Consider the following 16,864-nt stretch of genomic DNA (forward strand, 5'->3'; position numbering starts at 1 on the left):
GCGGCCGTTTGAGGATGGGGATGGAGAATACCGAATGAACCGTATCAGCACGCTCCGCGCGGCCCTGGTCGCGCTGCTGCCCTTGGCCGCGATCGCACTGGCAAGCCCGGCGCCCGCCCAGTCGCCGGCCGCCTCGCCCGCTCCGGCAGCCAGCCCGAGCCCAACCCCCGCTCCGGCGCCCTCGGCCACGCCGGTCCCGCCTCCGGCCGAGACCAAGTCGCCGGCCGACAGCCCCGCCGCGTCGCAGACCCCGGCGCCGCCGCCGGCCGCCCCGGTGCAGACCGCCGATCCGTTCGGCGAGCCGTTCACGCTGGAACCGAAGAAGGTCGTGATGCTGAAGGGCACCGCCAATTGGGATTCGGCCTTCGACGCGCTGATCGAGGCGTTCAAGCAACTCACCGCGCTGCTCGACAAGGGCGGCATCAAGGCATCGGGCAATCCGATGATCGTCTACACCTCGACCGACGACACCGGCTTCACTTTCATTGCGGAAATCCCGGTTGATCAGGACGTCAAGAACCTCGGCAAGAACATGAGCATGGGCAATTCGCCCGACGGCAAGGCGCTGAAGTTCGTCCATCGCGGGTCCTACGACAACATGGACAACACCTATGAGGCGATCACCAATCACCTCGACGACAAGAAGCTCGAAGCCAAGGACACCTTTATCGAGGAATACATCACCGATCCGCTGAAGACCGCGGAGGACAAGCTGGTGATCAACGTTTACGTGCCCCTGAAGTGAGACCCATGAAGCTGACCCTTGCCACCCTTGCCCTCGCCTCCCTTGCCCTTTCGCTGATTGCCGCCCCGGCATTGGCACAGGTGCCGCCACCGGCGATTTCCGTCACCGGCGAAGCCACCGTCTCGGTGGCGCCGGACCAGGCCGTGATCGATGGCGGCGTGACGACAGACGCGAAGACCGCGCGCGAGGCCGCCGACGCCAACAACATTGCGATGGCGAAGGTGCTCGGCGCGCTGAAGGGCGCGGGCCTCGACGAGAAGGACTACCAGACCTCGCGGCTATCGCTGCAGCCGAAACATGCGCCCGACCGCGTGTCGGGGCCCCCCACCGTCAGCGGCTACCGCGCCACCAACCGCGTCACCATCAAGGTGCGCGACGTCGCCAAGGTCGCCAGCCTGGTCGACGTGCTGGTCGGCGCCGGCGCCAACGAGATCGGCGGCATCAACTTCGTGGTGTCACAGGCCTCGAAGGTGCTGGACGAGGCGCGCGACAAGGCGATCGCCGACGCGCGCCGCAAGGCGGAGATCTACGCCAGAGCCGCCGGCGTCACGCTCGGAGAGCCGATCAACATTTCCGAGGAGGCCAGCGCGCCCGTGCCGGTGTACCGCGGCAAGATGGCCGCGCCGATGACGGCCTCCAGCGCACCGGTCGCGCAGGGCGAGGAAACGCTGTCGGTGAGCGTCAGCGTATCCTGGGCGATCAAGGGGAAGTAGAAGCTACTCTCGTGTCCCGGACCCGGCGCAGCGCGAAGCGATGCACCGCAGCGCCGGGACCCACTCTTGCTTTGCTGGCGCGATGGGCCCCGGACCAGCAGCGCACCGCTCGCGCGCTGCGCTGCATCCGGGGCACGTGCGTCCCGCAGGGATGACAGCCTTTAAATCTCGAACACCTGCCCGGGCTTCAACGTCATAAACTTCTCGCGCGGCACTTTTGCCGCGTCGAGCGCTTCGCCGAGGGCGATCGCCGGTGCGTCGATCGCCTCGTCGGTCAATTGGAACGTACCGTGGTGATGCGCCAGCGCTTGCGCCGCGCCGCAATCGGCCAGCGCCTTGACGGCGTCTTCCGGATTCATGTGCTGGTCGCGCATGAACCAGCGCGGCTCATAGGCGCCGATCGGCAGGATCGCGAGCCGCAGCGGTCCATGCGCGTCGGCGACGCGGCGGAAATGCCGCCCGTCGCCATAGCCGGAATCGCAGACGATGTAGAGTTTGCCGGCCGGCGTCTCCAGCACGAAGCTCGCCCACAGCGCCTTGTTGCGGTCGAACAGGCCGCGCGCCGACCAGTGCCGCGTCGGCACCAGCGTCGCGGCAAGGCCGCTGCCGAGCTCGACGCGCTGATGCCAGTCGAATGCCTCGGCTTTGATCGCGGCATCCGATGCGCGCATCGTGACGTCGTTGCCGAGCGGCGTGATCACCCGCGGTGCAGACGTCGCAGTGAGCCTCGACAGTGTCGCGACATCGAGATGATCGTAATGGCCATGCGACACCAGCACGACGTCGATCCTAGGCAACTTCTCGAAGGCGATGCCGGGATCGTTGTGCCGCACGGGACCTGCGAAGCCGAACGGCGAGGCGCGCATCGACCAGACCGGATCGACCAGGATGTTGAGACCGCCGGTCTGGATCAGCCAGCTGGCATGGCCGACGAAACAGAATCGCACCCTGTCGCCGTCGACGCGCGGCGGCGGCGTATCGGCATAGGGGCTCGGCGCCCATTCCGGCCAGACCGCGCGCTGCCGCCTGCCCCCGAACTGCCAGCGCAGCACCTCGCCGAGCGATTTCGGCGGCGAGCCATCCGGATCGAAGAAGTGCAGGCCGTCGAAATGATCGGAGACGGGGCCGTCATAGGTTTTCATATAGGACATCCAGATCGAGGGCACGCCGATCGCCGCGGCGGCTCCGGTCAAGGTTGCGAGAAGGCGACGGCGGGTGATGATGGGCAAGCGGGTTCCCAAATAGGAGGCGGGCGCCGTTTATATGGGTGGCACCGGCGAATTCGGAACCAATCCGACAAAATGAAGTAATTTCAGCGCCTTACTGGGCATGCCGTGCCGATCGCGGCGAAACTTTCCTTGACTTTCCGCCCCCGGCAGCGTTTAACGCCGCCACTTTCTCGGAAAGATCCGTCTTTTCGACCCGCCCACTGGTCCTGGAGACCAGAGGCCAACGCCCGACAGCGCGATGCGCCCTCGGGCGCGAAAGTGTTTGGACCATCGTCCTGGGTACACCGTCTTGGCACGGTGCCAAGGCGGACTATGTGGTCATCACCCGCGAAAGCGGGTGATCCAGTATTCCAGAGCAGCCCGGATTGAACCGGGAGGCCGCGGCGTACTGGATACCCCGCTTTCGCGGGGTATGACGAGAAACGGATGACGCGCGCTCACGGGCGCAACGAAGGACAACGGCATTGTTCGACAATCTGTCGGAACGGCTTGGTGGCATTCTCGATCGTCTGACGGGGCGCGGTGCGCTGACCGAAAAGGACGTCGATGCCGCGATGCGCGAGGTGCGCCGCGCGCTGCTCGAAGCCGACGTCGCGCTCGAGGTGGTCCGCAGTTTCATTGACCGGGTCCGCGAGCAGGCGATCGGCGCCACCGTCGTCAAGTCGGTCACGCCCGGCCAGATGGTGGTGAAGATCGTCCATGACGAGCTCGTCGCCACGCTCGGCTCCGACGGCCAGACCATCGATATCAACTCCGTGCCGCCGGTTCCGATCATGATGGTCGGTCTGCAGGGCTCCGGCAAAACCACCACCACCGCAAAGCTCGCGCGGCGCATGGTTCAGCGCGACAAGCGCAAGGTGCTGATGGCCTCGCTCGACGTCTATCGCCCGGCGGCGATGGAGCAGCTCGCAGTGCTCGGCCGCGACCTCGATATTCCGACATTGCCGATCGTCGCCGGCCAGATGCCACCGCAGATTGCCCGGCGCGCGCTGGAAGCCGGCAAGCTCGGCGGCTACGATGTCGTGCTGCTCGACACCGCCGGCCGCACCACGCTCGACGAAGACATGATGAAGGAGGCGGCCGAGATCAAAGCCGCCGCCAACCCGCATGAAGTGCTGCTGGTCGCGGACTCCCTCACCGGCCAGGACGCGGTCAACCTTGCCCGCGCGTTCGATGAGCGCGTCGGCCTCACCGGCATCGTGCTGACAAGAGTGGACGGCGACGGCCGCGGCGGCGCCGCGCTGTCGATGCGCGCAGTCACCGGCAAGCCGATCAAGCTGCTCGGCACCGGCGAAAAGACTGATGCGCTGGAAGACTTCCATCCGAACCGCATCGCCGGCCGCATCCTCGGCATGGGCGACGTCGTCTCGCTGGTTGAGAAGGCCGCCGCCAATATCGACGCAGAGAAGGCCGCGCGCACCGCCGAGCGCATGCGCAAGGGTCAGTTCGACCTCAACGACATGCGCGAGCAGCTGCAGCAGATGGCGAACATGGGCGGCATCGGCGGCCTGATGGGCATGATGCCCGGCATCGCCAAGATGAAGAACCAGATCGCGGCCGCCGGCATCGACGACAAGATCATCAAGCGCCAGGTCGCCGTCATCGACTCGATGACGCGGCAGGAGCGCAAGAACCCGGACATCCTGAAGGCCAGCCGCAAGAAGCGCATCGCGGCCGGCGCCGGCCAGAGCGTCGAGCAGGTCAACAAGCTGCTGAAGATGCACCGGAACATGGCCGACATGATGAAGGCCATGGGAAGCGGCAAGCGCGGCCCGCTCGCCGGCATCGCGCAGGCGATGGGCTTTGGCGGCGGCATGAAGCCGCCCTCGGCCGAGGAGATGAAGGCGCTCGCGGACAAGATGCAGGGCGGCGCCGGCGGCGGCCTGCCCAATTTGCCGAAGGATTTGCCGGTCGGGCTGCGCGGCGGCCTGCCGAACGTGCCGGGCCTGACCGGGCTTACCGGCAAGCCGACGCTGCCGGGCCTCGGCGGCTTCCCGGGCAAGAAGAAATGAGGAATTCGTCGCGACGGCTCAAATGCGGCCGGCGCGACGCGGAATGCCAATCAATCGAACGCATCGACCTTTGAAGGAGAACTAAATGTCCGTTGTTATCCGCCTCGCTCGCGCAGGCACCAAGAAGCGTCCGGTCTATCACGTCGTCGTCGCCGACTCGCGCTTTCCGCGCGATGGCCGCTTCATCGAGCGTCTCGGCCACTTCAACCCGCTGCTGCCGAAGGACAACGAGGCGCGGCTGAAGCTCGACATGGACAAGGTGAAGGCCTGGCTCGCCAAGGGCGCGCAGCCGTCGGATCGCGTCACCCGCTTCCTCGACGCTGCCGGCGTCGTCAAGCGCACCGCGCGCAACAACCCGGAAAAGGCCGTGCCGCGCAAGGAGCGCAAGGCGCAGGCCGAAGCCGCCGCCAAGGCATAAGCTGAACGGCTGCTGCGGTGACAGCACCGGTCTGTGTCGCCCGTATCGGCGCTGCGCATGGCGTGCGCGGCGCCGTCAGGCTGTGGACCTTCACCGAAGACCCGCTGGCCGTGAAGGATTATGGGCCGCTGATGACCAAGGACGGCGCGCGCCAGTTCGAGGTCACGCATGCGCGCGAGGCCAAGGATCATCTGGTGGTGACGCTGAAGGGCGTCGCCTCGCGCGATGATGCCGAACGGCTCAATGGCCTCGAGCTCTACGTGCCGCGCGACCGCCTGCCGGAAACCGATGACGGTGAATACTACCACACCGACCTGATCGGGCTCGCCGCGGTGACGACATCGGAGCAGCCGCTCGGCAAGGTGATCGCGATCCATAATTTCGGCGCCGGCGACATCATCGAGATCGCCCCGCCGCAGGGCGCGACGATGCTGCTGCCTTTCACCAACGCCGTGGTGCCGACGGTCGATCTCGCCGGCGGCCGCGTCGTGATCGAGCTGCCGCAGGAAATCGACGGCGACGATCCGTCGGCGGCTTGATCAAGAGACATTTTCAGCCCGTCATCCGGCCTTGCTGCTCGAGCCAGTCGCAGAACACTGCGCTGTGCGGATCGTTGCTGCGGCCCGCCGGAAAATACGCGAAGTAGCTGCGCGCCGGCAGGCTGATCGCCGGAAACGGCGTCACCAGACGCCCGGCCGCGAGATCATCCGCAATCAGCGCGGTCGGTCCCATCGCAACGCCGAGACCGTCGAGCGCGGCCTGGATCGTCAGATAGAAATGATCGAAGGTCAGCGCGGCCGCCGGCTCCAGCGCGGATTGCCCCGCTTCGGTGAGCCAGTCGCGCCACAGCCGCGGCATCGAGGTGACATGCAGCAGCGTGTGCTTGGCGAGGTCCGCGATCTCATTCAACGGCACTTGCGTTCGCAGCGACGGACTGCACACCGGCAATCTCCGCTCCGACACCAGGAAGCGGGATGAAAAACCGTGGAACGTGTCGGGCCCGCCGCGGATCACGACATCGAACCGTTCGGGCAGCGCATCCACCGGATCGTTCGATGTGGCGAGACGCACCTCGATATCAGGATGCTCGGCGCGAAACCGGCTCATCCGCGGCAACAGCCAGCGCAAGCTGAAGGTCGCGAGCGCATTGACGCGCAGCACCGCGACGACAGCATCGCCGCGCCGCTCGCGATGCTGCTGCACGGCGGCGGAAATCCGGTCGAGCGCGGGCGCGAATTCCGCCAGCAAGGCCGCGCCCGCCGGCGTCAGCACCACACGGCGGACCGAGCGCCGAAACAGCGCCGGCGCGCCCAGCCATTCCTCGAGCAGCCGGATCTGCTGGCTGACCGCGCCATGGGTCACGCTGAGCTCGGCGGCGGCTTCCTTGAAGCTGCCGAGGCGTGCGGCGGCCTCGAAGGCGCGAACCGCATTGAGCGGCGGCAGGCTGCGGCGCGGGACGAACATGACCCCTCAATATCAGATTTTCTAATGTATGATCCGATTATTACTGATTTGTGACAGCGATCGATCGGGCGCATATTGCGCAGCAAGCCACTAATGTATCTTGATTTTTAGAGACCTCACTCAAATGCACCCTCGTTCTATCTTTAGATTTTCTTGCTCCGGACGACGACAATGAGCGCATCCGCGGAAATCGACGCATCCCGTCCCGACCACGCCCGGGCGACGCGCACGCTGTCCGTGACCGGGCTCAACCACGCCCTCCACGACGGCTACACCGACCTGATCTACGTGCTGCTGCCGGTCTGGCAGGCTGAATTCGCGCTGAGCTACGGGCTATTGGCGCTGCTGCGCGGGCTCTATGCCGGCGCCATGGCCGGACTGCAGATTCCGGTCGGGCGCATCGCAGAGCGGATCGACGGCAAGATCATCCTGATCGCGGGCACGGCGCTGTCGGCGCTCGGCTACGTGTTCGCCGGATTCTCCGGCGGCGTCATCGGACTTGGCCTCGCGCTCGCACTCTCCGGCGCAGGCTCGAGCACGCAGCATCCGATCGCTTCGGCCGCGGTGTCGCGCGCCTATGGCACGGCGGCGCGTGGGCCGCTCGGAATCTATAATTTTTCCGGCGATCTCGGCAAGGCGGCGATCCCGGCACTGACCTCGATCCTGCTCGTGATCATGTCATGGCGGCACACGCTGCTCGTGCTCGCCTTGGCCGGCCTGCTCGTAGCGATCTGCATCGCGCTGTGGATGCCCTCGGTCGGCAAAGGCGCCGAGCGCAAGACGGCCGCAGCGTCACGCCACGCAAGCGCCGGCGGCGGGTTCTCCTGGCTGCTCGCGATCGGAATCCTCGACACTGCGGTCCGGATGGGGTTTCTCACCTTCCTGCCGTTCCTGCTGCGCGACAAGGGCGCTGCGCTGCCGACCAACGGCCTCGCGCTGGCGCTGGTCTTCATCGGCGGCGCGGCAGGAAAATTCACCTGCGGCTGGCTCGGCGAACGCGTCGGCACGCTGCGCACCGTGCTGATCACCGAAGGCGGCACGGCGGCGTTGATCGCCGCGGTGCTGGCGCTGCCGCTTGCGCCGACCATGGTGCTGCTGCCGCTGCTCGGCGTGATGCTCAACGGCACCTCATCCGTGCTCTATGGCACGGTGCCCGAACTCACGCCGGCGCATCGGACCGAACGCGCGTTCGCGCTGTTCTACACCGGGACGATCGGATCGGGCGCGTTCGCGCCGGTGCTCTACGGCCTGCTTGGTGACGCACTTGGCCCGACACTCGCAACCGCGGCCACCGCGATCACGGCGCTGGCGATCTGTCCGCTCGCCATCGCGCTGGCGCGGCATCTTGGCGACGAGCGAACGACGGCGTGACTCATAACGCGACTAAGCCCGGGCGACCGTCTGTCTTCTCCTTCCCCCTGAAAGGGGGAAGGCCGGGATGGGGGTCCGCCACGAGCGACGCTGCAAGCTGACATCCCCACCCGCTTTGCTCTCGCGAGCAAAGTGACCTCCCCTTTTCAAGGGGAGGTTGAAGCTATCGCCCGGATGGAGCGCAGCGAAATCCGGGGCCGCTCCTCGTTGCTTGCGTGATTCCCGGATTGCGCTTCGCTCCATTCGGGCTACCTAAGCAATGGTCTCACGGAGCATCCCAATGACAAGCACGCACAAGGCCTGGCGGCTGCACGCCCACAATGATCTTCGCTTCGAGGATGTCGCGACGCCGAAACCCGCGCCCGATGGCGTCGTGGTGCGGATCGAGGCCGGCATGGTGTTGTCCTACACCAACAGGCTGCTGTCGGGCGCATTGCCCTACAGCCTGCCGCCGATGCCGTTCGTGCCGGGCACCAACGCGATCGCGCGCGTCGTCGCCACCGGCGAGAACGTCACGCACGTTGCGAGCGGCGACCGCGTGTTCCTGAGCCCGCATCTGCGCGGCGACGTGCCGGATCGCGATCCGCCGCAGATCCTGATCGGCCTCACCGCGACGGTGACGACGCCGGAGGCGTTCGCGTTGCAGGCGCGCTGGCGCGACGGCGTGTTCGCCGAGATCGCGCACTGGCCGGCCGCCTGCGTCACGCCGCTTGCCAATCTCGACGACAGACCGGCGACTGAGTTGATCGGGCTCGCCAAGCTGATCGTGCCGTTCGGCGGATTGCAGCGCACCGGCCTGCGCGGCGGGCAGACCATCATCGTCAACGGCGCGACCGGCTATTTCGGCTCGGGCGGCGTGATGCTCGCGGTCGCGATGGGCGCGGGCCGCGTCGTCGCGGTCGGACGCAAGCAGGCCGCGCTCGAACAATTGCGCGATGCGTTTGGCCCGCGGGTCATTCCCGCTATCGTCACCGGCGATGCCGCAGGCGATCTTGCGATCATCCGCCGCGCCGCCGGCGGCAGCGCCGATGTCGGGCTCGATTTGCTCGGCGCCGCCAGGAGCACCTCGACCACGCTGTCCTCTCTGCGTGCGCTCAAGCGCGGCGGCCGGATGGTGCTGATGGGCAGCGCCGACGTACCGCTCGAACTGTCCTTCCGCGAGATGCTGGCCAACGACTGGGAGGTGGTCGGGCAGTTCATGTACGACCGCACCGCGCCGGGCCAGCTCGCCGGCCTCGCCGCCGAAGGCCTGCTTGATCTCGGCAAGATCAATGTCGCGACCTTTGGGCTTGCCGACTTCCGCCGCGCGGTCGACGCCGCCGCCATGATGCAGAGCCTCGACCTCACGGCCGTGGTGCCGTAACCAGAGGCCATGACAACCCAAGCGACACCATGGCGTACGACCGTGCTGACCCTGTTCCCGGACATGTTTCCGGGGCCGCTCGGCATCAGCCTGGCCGGCAAGGCGCTGGCCGGCGGGCTCTGGGCGCTGGAGGCGCGCGACATCCGCGCGTCGGCGACCGACAAGCACCGCAGCGTCGACGACACGCCGGCCGGCGGCGGTCCGGGCATGGTGCTGCGGGCCGACGTGCTGGCGGCGGCGATCGACGCCGCGGCGATTGCGCCTGACCTCCCGCGCCTCCTGATGAGCCCGCGGGGTCGGCCATTGACCCAGGAGCGGGTCGCGGAGCTTGCGGCCGGCCCCGGCCCGCTGATCGTCTGCGGCCGTTTTGAGGGCATCGACCAGCGGGTGATCGAGGCCCGCGGGCTCGAGGAGGTCTCGATCGGCGATTACGTGCTGTCGGGCGGCGAGATCGCCGCGATGGCCCTGATCGACGCCTGCGTCCGCCTGTTGCCGGGAGTGATGGGCAAGCAGGCCTCGGGAACCGAGGAGAGTTTCTCCGAAGGACTACTGGAATACCCCCAATACACCCGCCCGCAGGAGTTCGAGGGCCGCCAGATCCCCGAAATCCTGATTTCCGGCGATCACGCCAAGGTGGCCGCCTGGCGGCTGGCCCAATCCGAAGCCCTCACGGCGGACCGCCGGCCGGACCTCTGGGCCCGCAAGGCCGGCCAAAAAGCCGCTCCGCGAGGGACAAAAAACACGACAGACGGGTGACAAACCCTGCGCTTTGCCTTATAGGCACGGCCTAATCCGCACACGCGCAGGATAGATGGACGTTTGCGCAGCCCGCACAGGCTGGGCGCGCCGCCGATGGAGATTTCGATGAACCTGATTCAGCAGCTCGAAAAAGAGCAGTTCGACAAGCTCGCCGCCACCAAAACCATCCCGGAATTCGGCCCCGGCGATACCGTCATCGTCAATGTGAAGGTGGTCGAAGGCGAACGCACCCGCGTGCAGGCCTATGAAGGCGTTTGCATTGGCCGTTCCGGCCAGGGCCTCAACGAGAGCTTCACCGTGCGCAAGATCTCCTACGGCGAGGGCGTCGAGCGCGTCTTCCCGGTGATGTCGCCGATGATCGACTCGATCAAGGTCGTGCGCCGCGGCAAGGTCCGTCGCGCCAAGCTCTATTACCTGCGCAGCCTGCGCGGCAAGTCGGCCCGCATCGTCGAGAAGCAGGACCGCCAGACCGCCGTCGGCGAGTAATTCACCCCGAAAGGGTTGTCTGACCGAAAGCGCGGGGCCTGCCCCGCGCTTTTTTGTTGCGGCATACCTATATCGAGGGTCAGCCTCAACTCGTCATGCGCGGGCTTGCCGCCTCCGCTAAAGCTACGGCGAGCCAGCGCAGCAAAGCCTCGGCGAAGCCTTTGGCGGAGCCGGGATCCGCGCATCCATCAGGAAGAGGAACTTCCTGCTCAAGATGGATGGATTGCCGGGTCGAGCCCGGCAATGACGAAGAGGCGCCCCGCGCATCGATCGATTGTCGCGGATATCAGCCCTGTGTTAGAAATTTAGAATGGTTCCGGATCAAGCAAGCCAGCCCTGCCAGCGCGTCGTGATCGACGATCGCTCGCGGCTGCCCGGCCGCTTCTTCGGGCGCTTTGCGACGTCGGCAACGTCAGAGCTTACGCGCGCAGCGTAACGCTGCCTGGACGCTTTCGCCTGCTCGCGCGCCGCGGCGCGCTCACGCCACTCACCACTGAATTTCTTTTGGAGCACAAGCTCATGTCCAAACCGACCACGCTGTACGACAAGATCTGGAACGACCATCTGGTCCACGAGGCCGACGACGGCACCTGCCTGCTCTATATCGATCGCCATCTGGTGCACGAGGTGACCTCGCCGCAGGCATTCGAAGGCCTGCGCGCCGCGGGCCGCAAGGTGCACGCGCCCGAGAAGACGCTCGCCGTCGTCGACCACAACATCCCGACCACCGATCGCTCGAAGCCGAACCCCGATCCTGAAAGCATCGAGCAGATGCGGGTGATGGCGGAGAACGCCAAGGAATTCGGCATCGAGTATTATGACGAATTCGACAAGCGTCAGGGCATCGTCCACGTCATCGGCCCGGAGCAGGGCTTTACGCTGCCCGGCACCACCATCGTCTGCGGTGACAGCCACACCTCGACCCATGGCGCGTTCGGCGCGCTCGCGCACGGCATCGGCACCTCCGAGGTCGAGCATGTGCTGGCGACGCAGACGCTGATCCAGAAGAAGGCCAAGAACATGCGCGCGGTCGTCGACGGCAAATTGCCGGAAGGCGTCACCGGCAAGGACATCATCCTGGCGATCATCGGCGAGATCGGCACCGCCGGCGGCACCGGCTACGTGCTGGAATATGCCGGCGAGGCGATCCGTGCGCTCTCGATGGAAGGCCGCATGACGGTCTGCAACATGTCGATCGAAGGCGGCGCGCGCGCCGGCCTGGTGGCGCCCGACCAGAAGGCGTTCGACTTCCTGCGCGACCGTCCGAAGGCGCCGAAGGGCGCGGCCTGGGATGCCGCGATGCGCTACTGGGAGACGCTGCGCTCCGACGATGGCGCGCATTTCGACCACGAGCTCAGGCTCGACGCGGCCAAGCTGCCGCCGATCGTCACCTGGGGCACCTCGCCTGAGGACGTCATCTCGGTGACCGGCTTTGTGCCCGACCCCGACAAGATCGCGGACGAGGCCAAGCGGCTCTCCAAGCATCGCGCGCTGAAATATATGGGCCTGACCGCCGGCACCAAGATCACCGACATCAAGCTCGACCGCGTCTTCATCGGCTCCTGCACCAACGGCCGCATCGAGGACCTTCGTGCCGCGGCGAAGATCGCCGAGGGCAAGACCGTCAACGCCCACGTCAACGCGATGATCGTACCGGGCTCGGGCATCGTGAAGGAGCAGGCGGAAGCCGAAGGCCTCGACAAGATCTTCGTCAAGGCCGGCTTCGAATGGCGTGAGCCGGGCTGCTCGATGTGCCTTGCGATGAACCCGGACAAGCTGAAGCCGGAAGAGCGCTGCGCCTCGACCTCGAACCGCAACTTCGAAGGCCGCCAGGGCTTCAAGGGCCGCACCCATCTGGTGTCGCCCGCGATGGCCGCTGCCGCCGCGATCGCCGGCCACTTCGTCGACGTCCGCGACTGGCGGTAAACGAGGGAGCTTCGGTTCTGGCCAGAACCGAAGCTCCAGTTCTCTTTTTGACGCGTTTTCTTCACGCGAACCGGAACCACTTCGCTCGAAAACGCTATTGCTTGTCTCAAGCTCGAGCCGTTGTGGAAACGGCTCGTTAACGGGGCGCACGCACACTGCCTCCTTGCGAGGACAAGCTTCGCGGGGAGCCGGACGTGGCTGACGACAAGCGCGAATTCGTCGACATGATTAGCGAGGCGACGCGGCAGAAGCGCCGCCGCGCCGCGCCACGCATCATCGATCCGCCTCCCGAGGTGAAGGAGACCTCGCGCCTCAGCCACTGGCCGCCGGAGCGCTGGACGCAGTGGCGGATCGAAAACCTGACGCCGTGGAAGATCAAGCCCTGGAGGCTGAAGAACTGGGACTAGAGCGGTCTCCAGCGGGAGTGACCTGACAAAACGGGCGCCGTTTGGCGCCCGCTGTCATTTCAACCTTCACCAGTAGCCATACGGCCGCCAGTGGTGACGGTGATGCCAATACGGCCGGCAGATCCGGCGCGGCCCGTAATAGGTCCAGACCACCCGGCAACGGCGGTGATGATAGTAGGCCGGATAGTAGTAGGACGATCCATAGACGTAGCGCCGGTGATGGAAGTGCCGGCGGTAGCCGTAGCGGTACCCGCCGCCATAGAAGCGGTGGTAACCACCGTAGTGGCGATGGATGCCACCATAGCGATGGAAGCCGCCATGGAACGCCGGCGCCGCGCGAAAGCCGCCGCGGTGGAAGGCACCGCGATGAAATCCGCCACCATGGAAACCACCGCCGCGGAAGCCGCCGCCATGAAAACCTCCGCCGCCGTGACCGCCGCCACCATGGCCGCCGCCACCACCATGCCGGACCTCCGTCGTCATTGCGTCGACCGCAGACTTCGCCGCGGGCACGGTGCCCGGGCTCGCCAGCGACAGCGCTTCGGCGCGTTGCTGCGCTGAAATCGACAACGAGAAGACCGCGGCCGCCGCGACACCGAGACGGCGCACCAAGCCACGCCGCAAATACCCTTCCGTCATCTTCAGAACCTCCCTGACAACAGCAATCAGAACCACGCTGCATGGCAGCCGGTTGCATTGCGTTCATTGCGGTCGCTCCCGGCGCAACGCTAGAAATCCCTGAGTGAATGCGCCATGAACGCGCAAACGATGCGACGAAAAGTCCGGGAGCAACGCCAGTGACTGTCTATGTGATCGTGCAGCTCAAGATGACCGATCGCGCCGCCTATGATCGGTATCAGGCGCGCTTCTTCGACGTGTTCAGGAAGTTCAGCGGGCGGCTGCTGTCGGCCTACGAGCAGCCCGCGGTCCTCGAAGGCACCTGGGATCGCGACAAGCTGGTGCTGATGTCGTTCCCTGACGAAGCCGCATTCCGCGCCTGGTCGGAATCGCCTGAATATGTCGAGATCTCCAGTGATCGCAAAGCGGGTGCGCAAGGCATTGTCTTGCTGGCCAAGGGCTTTGCGCCCTGATGCCGTCACCGGGCTACCGAGCGTGAACCCTTTGCTAAGGGTTGGTGGCTAGGGTTAACGGACAATCAATCAGAAAATTCAGGACGACTTCGGTTTCCATGGCGCGGCCGGCAGGCCAAGCCGTGGCATCGCGTCCTCACACGTGCCGCATCGGCCGGGTGAGCCGATGGAAACAGCAGCATTATCGTGGGACCGGAAATGACCATCAAGTTTCAGAATTTGCCCATCATTGCCAAGATCGCGGTGCCCGCGGCCATTATCGCCCTGGTCGCGATCGGCATCGTCGTCCAGGCCTCGCTGGCGCTGAGCCATTTGTCGGCGACCGCGTCCGACCTGGTGGATGGCAACGCCCGCCGCGTGCAGTACAGCCTCGAAGCCGAGAGCAACTTCAACAGCGCGGCCGTCAGCGAGAAGAATGTCATCCTCAGCGCCTCCGATACCAAGGCGATCGCCTCCAACATCGAAGCCTACAACAAGGCAACCGATGCGACGCTTGCCGCGGTCGACCGCCTGGCGTCCGTCACATCGGACGCCGGACAGCAGCAACTGATCGACACGCTGCGCCGCGCGGTCAAGGACCGCCGCGAGGCCAGCGCGAAGGTGTTCGAGCTGGTCACCGCGGGCAAGCTGGAGGACGCCTTCGCCTACTCGCGCAATGTCGCGGCCAAGCATCGCCAGACCGCGATGGAGGCGGTCGCCAGCCTGATCGCCGCCAATGTGAAGGGCATGCAGGCCGCACGTGACCAGGGCATCGCCACCGCCGACCAGACCCGCATCGTGCTGCTGTTCGGCGCCGCCGCCGGGCTGCTCTGTGCCTTCAATATCCTCGCCTGGATCGCGTTCAGCCAGATCGCGCGGCCGCTATCGCGCATGACGGAGGAGATGACGAAGCTCGCCGAGGGCGATCTCGACATCGCGGTCGTCGGCGACGACAGGAGCGACGAGGTCGGCGGTCTCGCCAAGTCGCTGCGCGTGTTCAAGGAGAATGCGATCACGGCGCGCCGCCTCGAAGCCGAACAGCGCGAGGAGCAGCTGCGCAAGGAGGCCCGGCAGCGCGCTGTCGAGGGCCACATCGCGACCTTCGACAATCAGGTCTCGGAAGCGCTCAACGCCCTGACCGCGGCCTCGACCGAGATGCACGCGACCGCCGGAAGCATGTCGGCCACCGCGGAGGAAACCAGCCGGCAGGCGACGTTCGTTGCCACCGCATCCAACGAGGCCTCGGCGAATGTCCAGACCGTCGCGGTCGCAACCGAGGAATTGCACGCCTCGATCAGCGAGATCACCCGCCAGGTGACGCAGGCGGCCCAGACGGCAAGGGCGGCGGTCGACGAGACCGATCGCACCAACGCGACCATCGAGAGCCTGGCCGCGGCTGCGCAGCGGATCGGCGAGGTGATCTCGCTGATCCAGAACATTGCGTCGCAGACCAATCTCTTGGCATTGAACGCAACGATCGAGGCGGCGCGCGCCGGCGAGGCCGGCAAAGGCTTCGCGGTGGTCGCCAATGAAGTGAAGGCGCTTGCCACCCAGACCGCCAAGGCGACGGAGGACATCTCCTCGCAGATCGCGGCCATCCAGCAGGAGACCGGTCAAGCCGTCGCCGCGATCCGGGCGATCGGCGGCACCATCGGGCGGATGAGCGAAATCGCGGCGGCGATCTCCGCCGCTGTCGAGCAGCAGAGCGCTGCTACCCGCGACATCTCGAAGAACATCCAGGAAGTTTCGCGCGGCACCAGCGAGGTGTCGGCGAATGTCGGCAGCGTCAACGAAGCCGCCACCGAGACCGGATCGGCGGCCACGCAGGTGCTGACGGCCGCGGACGATCTCAGTCAGCAATCGGCAACGCTGCGCGGTAACGTCAACGCATTCCTGGACAAGATCCGCGCGGCCTGACCGGATCAGGCAGCTTCTCACTGCAAAGGGCGGCGCCCGGCGATCGGAGCCGCCCTTTCTGTTGGCTCCGCGCAGTTGCGCGCGAACCGCGGCTCACCAGAACGGACCGAACCCGAAGCCGAAGGTGAACGGCGCCGGCGCGGCGTATGGATAGGGCCGATAGTAATAGGGCCGCCCGTAATAGTAGGAGCCGTAGGGTTGGTAGGTGGAATAGGACCGGTAGTACGGCCGGTAATATGGCCGGTAGCCGTGGCGATAATGGTGGCGTTGGTAATGGTGATGATGGCGCTGCGCGCTGAAGTCAGTCGCCTTGCCTGCGTGCCGCTGTTGCGCGGCGGCCGGCGGCTTGGCTGATGCCGCCGCGGTTGCGGATGCCGGCGCCGTCAATGCGACGGCACAAGCGACCGCGGCAACACCGATCCATCTCATCATGATCAACTCCTGCAGATTGCGATTGATATCATCTCGCGCGCGCGAATCTGCCGGTTTGATGGCTGCAAACGACAACAGGCCCGTTGCTCACGGGCCTGTGTCTCAACTGCGCTGATACGCCGCGCGATCAGCGGTGCCAGTGGCGACGATGGCCCCAGCCACGGTGATGTCCGCGACCCCAGCCGCGATGCCAGCCCACTTGCGTGGTTGTCTGGTTCGCGTTGTCCTGAACCTTTGCGGCCGCGCCTGGCGTCGCCAGCGACATCGCATTTGCGCGCTCGGTCGGCGCCGCCAAGACCAGCACGGCACCCACGGCCGCGAGCCCCAGAACCTTCATCACCTTCATGAGTCTTCTCCTTGATCCCTTGATGTCACGTCTAGCAACGACGCCTCGCGTTAGCGCGCGAATCGACCGCCGTTGCCGCGACGCAGATCGCAAGCAGAGTGCGGACGACGTGAATGGGATGTGAATGACTGCGCCACGATTGTGAATGCCGCTGATGCGCTCAGGTTCCGACGCGTCGCGCGAATTTTCGCGTTCACACGCAAAAC

General features: G+C 66.0%; 19 protein-coding genes. 13 read left to right on the plus strand and 6 right to left on the minus strand.

The features are described 5' to 3' along the window. Positions 1-34: 34 nt before the first annotated feature. Both HAP48_RS14300 and HAP48_RS14305 read left to right on the plus strand, forming a co-directional pair. Entirely contained in the window at positions 35-745 is a 711-nt protein-coding gene (locus HAP48_RS14300) for a GyrI-like domain-containing protein (RefSeq protein WP_029081300.1), read from the plus strand. A gap of 5 nt (positions 746-750) precedes the next feature. Further along, entirely contained in the window at positions 751-1,458 is a 708-nt protein-coding gene (locus tag HAP48_RS14305; protein WP_166213262.1) for an SIMPL domain-containing protein, read from the plus strand. A gap of 161 nt (positions 1,459-1,619) precedes the next feature. Here the strand turns inward: HAP48_RS14305 and HAP48_RS14310 are convergent, their stop codons facing one another. After that, on the minus strand, positions 1,620-2,600 hold the full coding sequence (locus HAP48_RS14310) for an MBL fold metallo-hydrolase (RefSeq protein WP_420869898.1): 981 nt from the start codon (positions 2,598-2,600) through the stop codon (positions 1,620-1,622). A 551-nt stretch (positions 2,601-3,151) separates the two neighbouring features. Between HAP48_RS14310 and ffh the strand changes: the two genes are divergently transcribed. The 3 genes from ffh (at position 3,152) to rimM (ending at position 5,656) form a co-directional block, all read left to right on the plus strand. Beyond that, positions 3,152-4,699 carry a signal recognition particle protein gene (gene ffh / locus HAP48_RS14315; protein ID WP_166213260.1) on the plus strand — a complete coding sequence of 516 codons (1,548 nt, stop codon included), beginning with the start codon at positions 3,152-3,154 and terminating at the stop codon, positions 4,697-4,699. A gap of 85 nt (positions 4,700-4,784) precedes the next feature. Continuing rightward, complete coding sequence (gene rpsP / locus HAP48_RS14320) at positions 4,785-5,117, plus strand: 30S ribosomal protein S16 (RefSeq protein WP_029081296.1); 333 nt, start codon at positions 4,785-4,787, stop codon at positions 5,115-5,117. Positions 5,118-5,134: 17 nt separating this feature from the next. Next, the gene (rimM, locus tag HAP48_RS14325; RefSeq protein ID WP_166213259.1) at positions 5,135-5,656 is read left to right on the plus strand and encodes a ribosome maturation factor RimM; all 522 of its coding nucleotides are present in this window, start codon (positions 5,135-5,137) and stop codon (positions 5,654-5,656) included. Between the two features lie 13 nt (positions 5,657-5,669). Here the strand turns inward: rimM and gcvA are convergent, their stop codons facing one another. Next, positions 5,670-6,581, minus strand: coding sequence for a transcriptional regulator GcvA (gene gcvA / locus HAP48_RS14330; RefSeq protein ID WP_166213258.1), 912 nt, complete (start codon positions 6,579-6,581; stop codon positions 5,670-5,672). A gap of 171 nt (positions 6,582-6,752) precedes the next feature. On the opposite strand from gcvA, the gene HAP48_RS14335 reads away from it, so the two are divergent. From HAP48_RS14335 to rplS, 4 genes are all read left to right on the plus strand, one after another. Beyond that, positions 6,753-7,952 (plus strand): MFS transporter, encoded by a 1,200-nt coding sequence (locus HAP48_RS14335; protein ID WP_166213257.1) that lies wholly within the window; start codon positions 6,753-6,755, stop codon positions 7,950-7,952. Between the two features lie 280 nt (positions 7,953-8,232). Beyond that, complete coding sequence (locus tag HAP48_RS14340; protein ID WP_166213256.1) at positions 8,233-9,315, plus strand: quinone oxidoreductase family protein; 1,083 nt, start codon at positions 8,233-8,235, stop codon at positions 9,313-9,315. Between the two features lie 9 nt (positions 9,316-9,324). Beyond that, positions 9,325-10,071: a tRNA (guanosine(37)-N1)-methyltransferase TrmD gene (gene trmD / locus HAP48_RS14345; RefSeq protein WP_166213255.1), complete on the plus strand. Its 747-nt coding sequence runs from the start codon at positions 9,325-9,327 to the stop codon at positions 10,069-10,071. Between the two features lie 108 nt (positions 10,072-10,179). Further along, positions 10,180-10,560, plus strand: coding sequence for a 50S ribosomal protein L19 (gene rplS, locus HAP48_RS14350; protein ID WP_166213254.1), 381 nt, complete (start codon positions 10,180-10,182; stop codon positions 10,558-10,560). Between the two features lie 321 nt (positions 10,561-10,881). Here rplS and HAP48_RS14355 read toward each other — a convergent pair whose 3' ends face one another. Beyond that, positions 10,882-11,073 (minus strand): hypothetical protein, encoded by a 192-nt coding sequence (locus HAP48_RS14355; protein WP_166202908.1) that lies wholly within the window; start codon positions 11,071-11,073, stop codon positions 10,882-10,884. A gap of 6 nt (positions 11,074-11,079) precedes the next feature. Between HAP48_RS14355 and leuC the strand changes: the two genes are divergently transcribed. Together leuC and HAP48_RS14365 are read left to right on the plus strand one after the other, a co-directional pair. After that, the gene (gene leuC, locus HAP48_RS14360) at positions 11,080-12,486 is read left to right on the plus strand and encodes a 3-isopropylmalate dehydratase large subunit (RefSeq protein ID WP_166213253.1); all 1,407 of its coding nucleotides are present in this window, start codon (positions 11,080-11,082) and stop codon (positions 12,484-12,486) included. A 194-nt stretch (positions 12,487-12,680) separates the two neighbouring features. After that, positions 12,681-12,893: a hypothetical protein gene (locus HAP48_RS14365; RefSeq protein ID WP_414645665.1), complete on the plus strand. Its 213-nt coding sequence runs from the start codon at positions 12,681-12,683 to the stop codon at positions 12,891-12,893. A 66-nt stretch (positions 12,894-12,959) separates the two neighbouring features. Here the strand turns inward: HAP48_RS14365 and HAP48_RS14370 are convergent, their stop codons facing one another. Beyond that, a complete protein-coding gene (locus tag HAP48_RS14370; protein ID WP_166213252.1) occupies positions 12,960-13,532 on the minus strand; it encodes a hypothetical protein in 573 nt (190 codons plus the stop codon). A 158-nt stretch (positions 13,533-13,690) separates the two neighbouring features. Between HAP48_RS14370 and HAP48_RS14375 the strand changes: the two genes are divergently transcribed. Further along, a complete protein-coding gene (locus HAP48_RS14375; RefSeq protein ID WP_166213251.1) occupies positions 13,691-13,984 on the plus strand; it encodes a DUF1330 domain-containing protein in 294 nt (97 codons plus the stop codon). Positions 13,985-14,182: 198 nt separating this feature from the next. Beyond that, entirely contained in the window at positions 14,183-15,880 is a 1,698-nt protein-coding gene (locus tag HAP48_RS14380) for a methyl-accepting chemotaxis protein (RefSeq protein WP_166213250.1), read from the plus strand. Between the two features lie 93 nt (positions 15,881-15,973). On the opposite strand, the gene HAP48_RS14385 is transcribed toward HAP48_RS14380, so the two are convergent. Together HAP48_RS14385 and HAP48_RS14390 are read right to left on the minus strand one after the other, a co-directional pair. Continuing rightward, complete coding sequence (locus HAP48_RS14385; RefSeq protein ID WP_166202906.1) at positions 15,974-16,312, minus strand: hypothetical protein; 339 nt, start codon at positions 16,310-16,312, stop codon at positions 15,974-15,976. Between the two features lie 127 nt (positions 16,313-16,439). Then, complete coding sequence (locus HAP48_RS14390; protein ID WP_166213249.1) at positions 16,440-16,658, minus strand: hypothetical protein; 219 nt, start codon at positions 16,656-16,658, stop codon at positions 16,440-16,442. Between the last annotated feature and the right edge of the window lie 206 nt (positions 16,659-16,864).

The organism is Bradyrhizobium septentrionale, assembly GCF_011516645.4.
GTDB classification, from domain to species: Bacteria; Pseudomonadota; Alphaproteobacteria; order Rhizobiales; family Xanthobacteraceae; genus Bradyrhizobium; species Bradyrhizobium septentrionale.

Excerpts from the sequence above, each read along its gene's own strand:
- HAP48_RS14370 (WP_166213252.1), bottom strand. The coding sequence starts at position 13,532 with ATGACGGAAGGGTATTTGCGGCGTGGCTTGGTGCGCCGTCTCGGTGTC.
- HAP48_RS14305 (WP_166213262.1), top strand. The coding sequence starts at position 751 with ATGAAGCTGACCCTTGCCACCCTTGCCCTCGCCTCCCTTGCCCTTTCG.
- HAP48_RS14310 (WP_420869898.1), bottom strand. The coding sequence starts at position 2,600 with ATGAAAACCTATGACGGCCCCGTCTCCGATCATTTCGACGGCCTGCAC.
- rplS (WP_166213254.1), top strand. The coding sequence starts at position 10,180 with ATGAACCTGATTCAGCAGCTCGAAAAAGAGCAGTTCGACAAGCTCGCC.
- rpsP (WP_029081296.1), top strand. The coding sequence starts at position 4,785 with ATGTCCGTTGTTATCCGCCTCGCTCGCGCAGGCACCAAGAAGCGTCCG.
- HAP48_RS14385 (WP_166202906.1), bottom strand. The coding sequence starts at position 16,312 with ATGATGAGATGGATCGGTGTTGCCGCGGTCGCTTGTGCCGTCGCATTG.
- trmD (WP_166213255.1), top strand. The coding sequence starts at position 9,325 with ATGACAACCCAAGCGACACCATGGCGTACGACCGTGCTGACCCTGTTC.
- HAP48_RS14335 (WP_166213257.1), top strand. The coding sequence starts at position 6,753 with ATGAGCGCATCCGCGGAAATCGACGCATCCCGTCCCGACCACGCCCGG.
- leuC (WP_166213253.1), top strand. The coding sequence starts at position 11,080 with ATGTCCAAACCGACCACGCTGTACGACAAGATCTGGAACGACCATCTG.
- HAP48_RS14340 (WP_166213256.1), top strand. The coding sequence starts at position 8,233 with ATGACAAGCACGCACAAGGCCTGGCGGCTGCACGCCCACAATGATCTT.
- HAP48_RS14300 (WP_029081300.1), top strand. The coding sequence starts at position 35 with ATGAACCGTATCAGCACGCTCCGCGCGGCCCTGGTCGCGCTGCTGCCC.
- HAP48_RS14380 (WP_166213250.1), top strand. The coding sequence starts at position 14,183 with ATGACCATCAAGTTTCAGAATTTGCCCATCATTGCCAAGATCGCGGTG.
- gcvA (WP_166213258.1), bottom strand. The coding sequence starts at position 6,581 with ATGTTCGTCCCGCGCCGCAGCCTGCCGCCGCTCAATGCGGTTCGCGCC.
- HAP48_RS14390 (WP_166213249.1), bottom strand. The coding sequence starts at position 16,658 with ATGAAGGTGATGAAGGTTCTGGGGCTCGCGGCCGTGGGTGCCGTGCTG.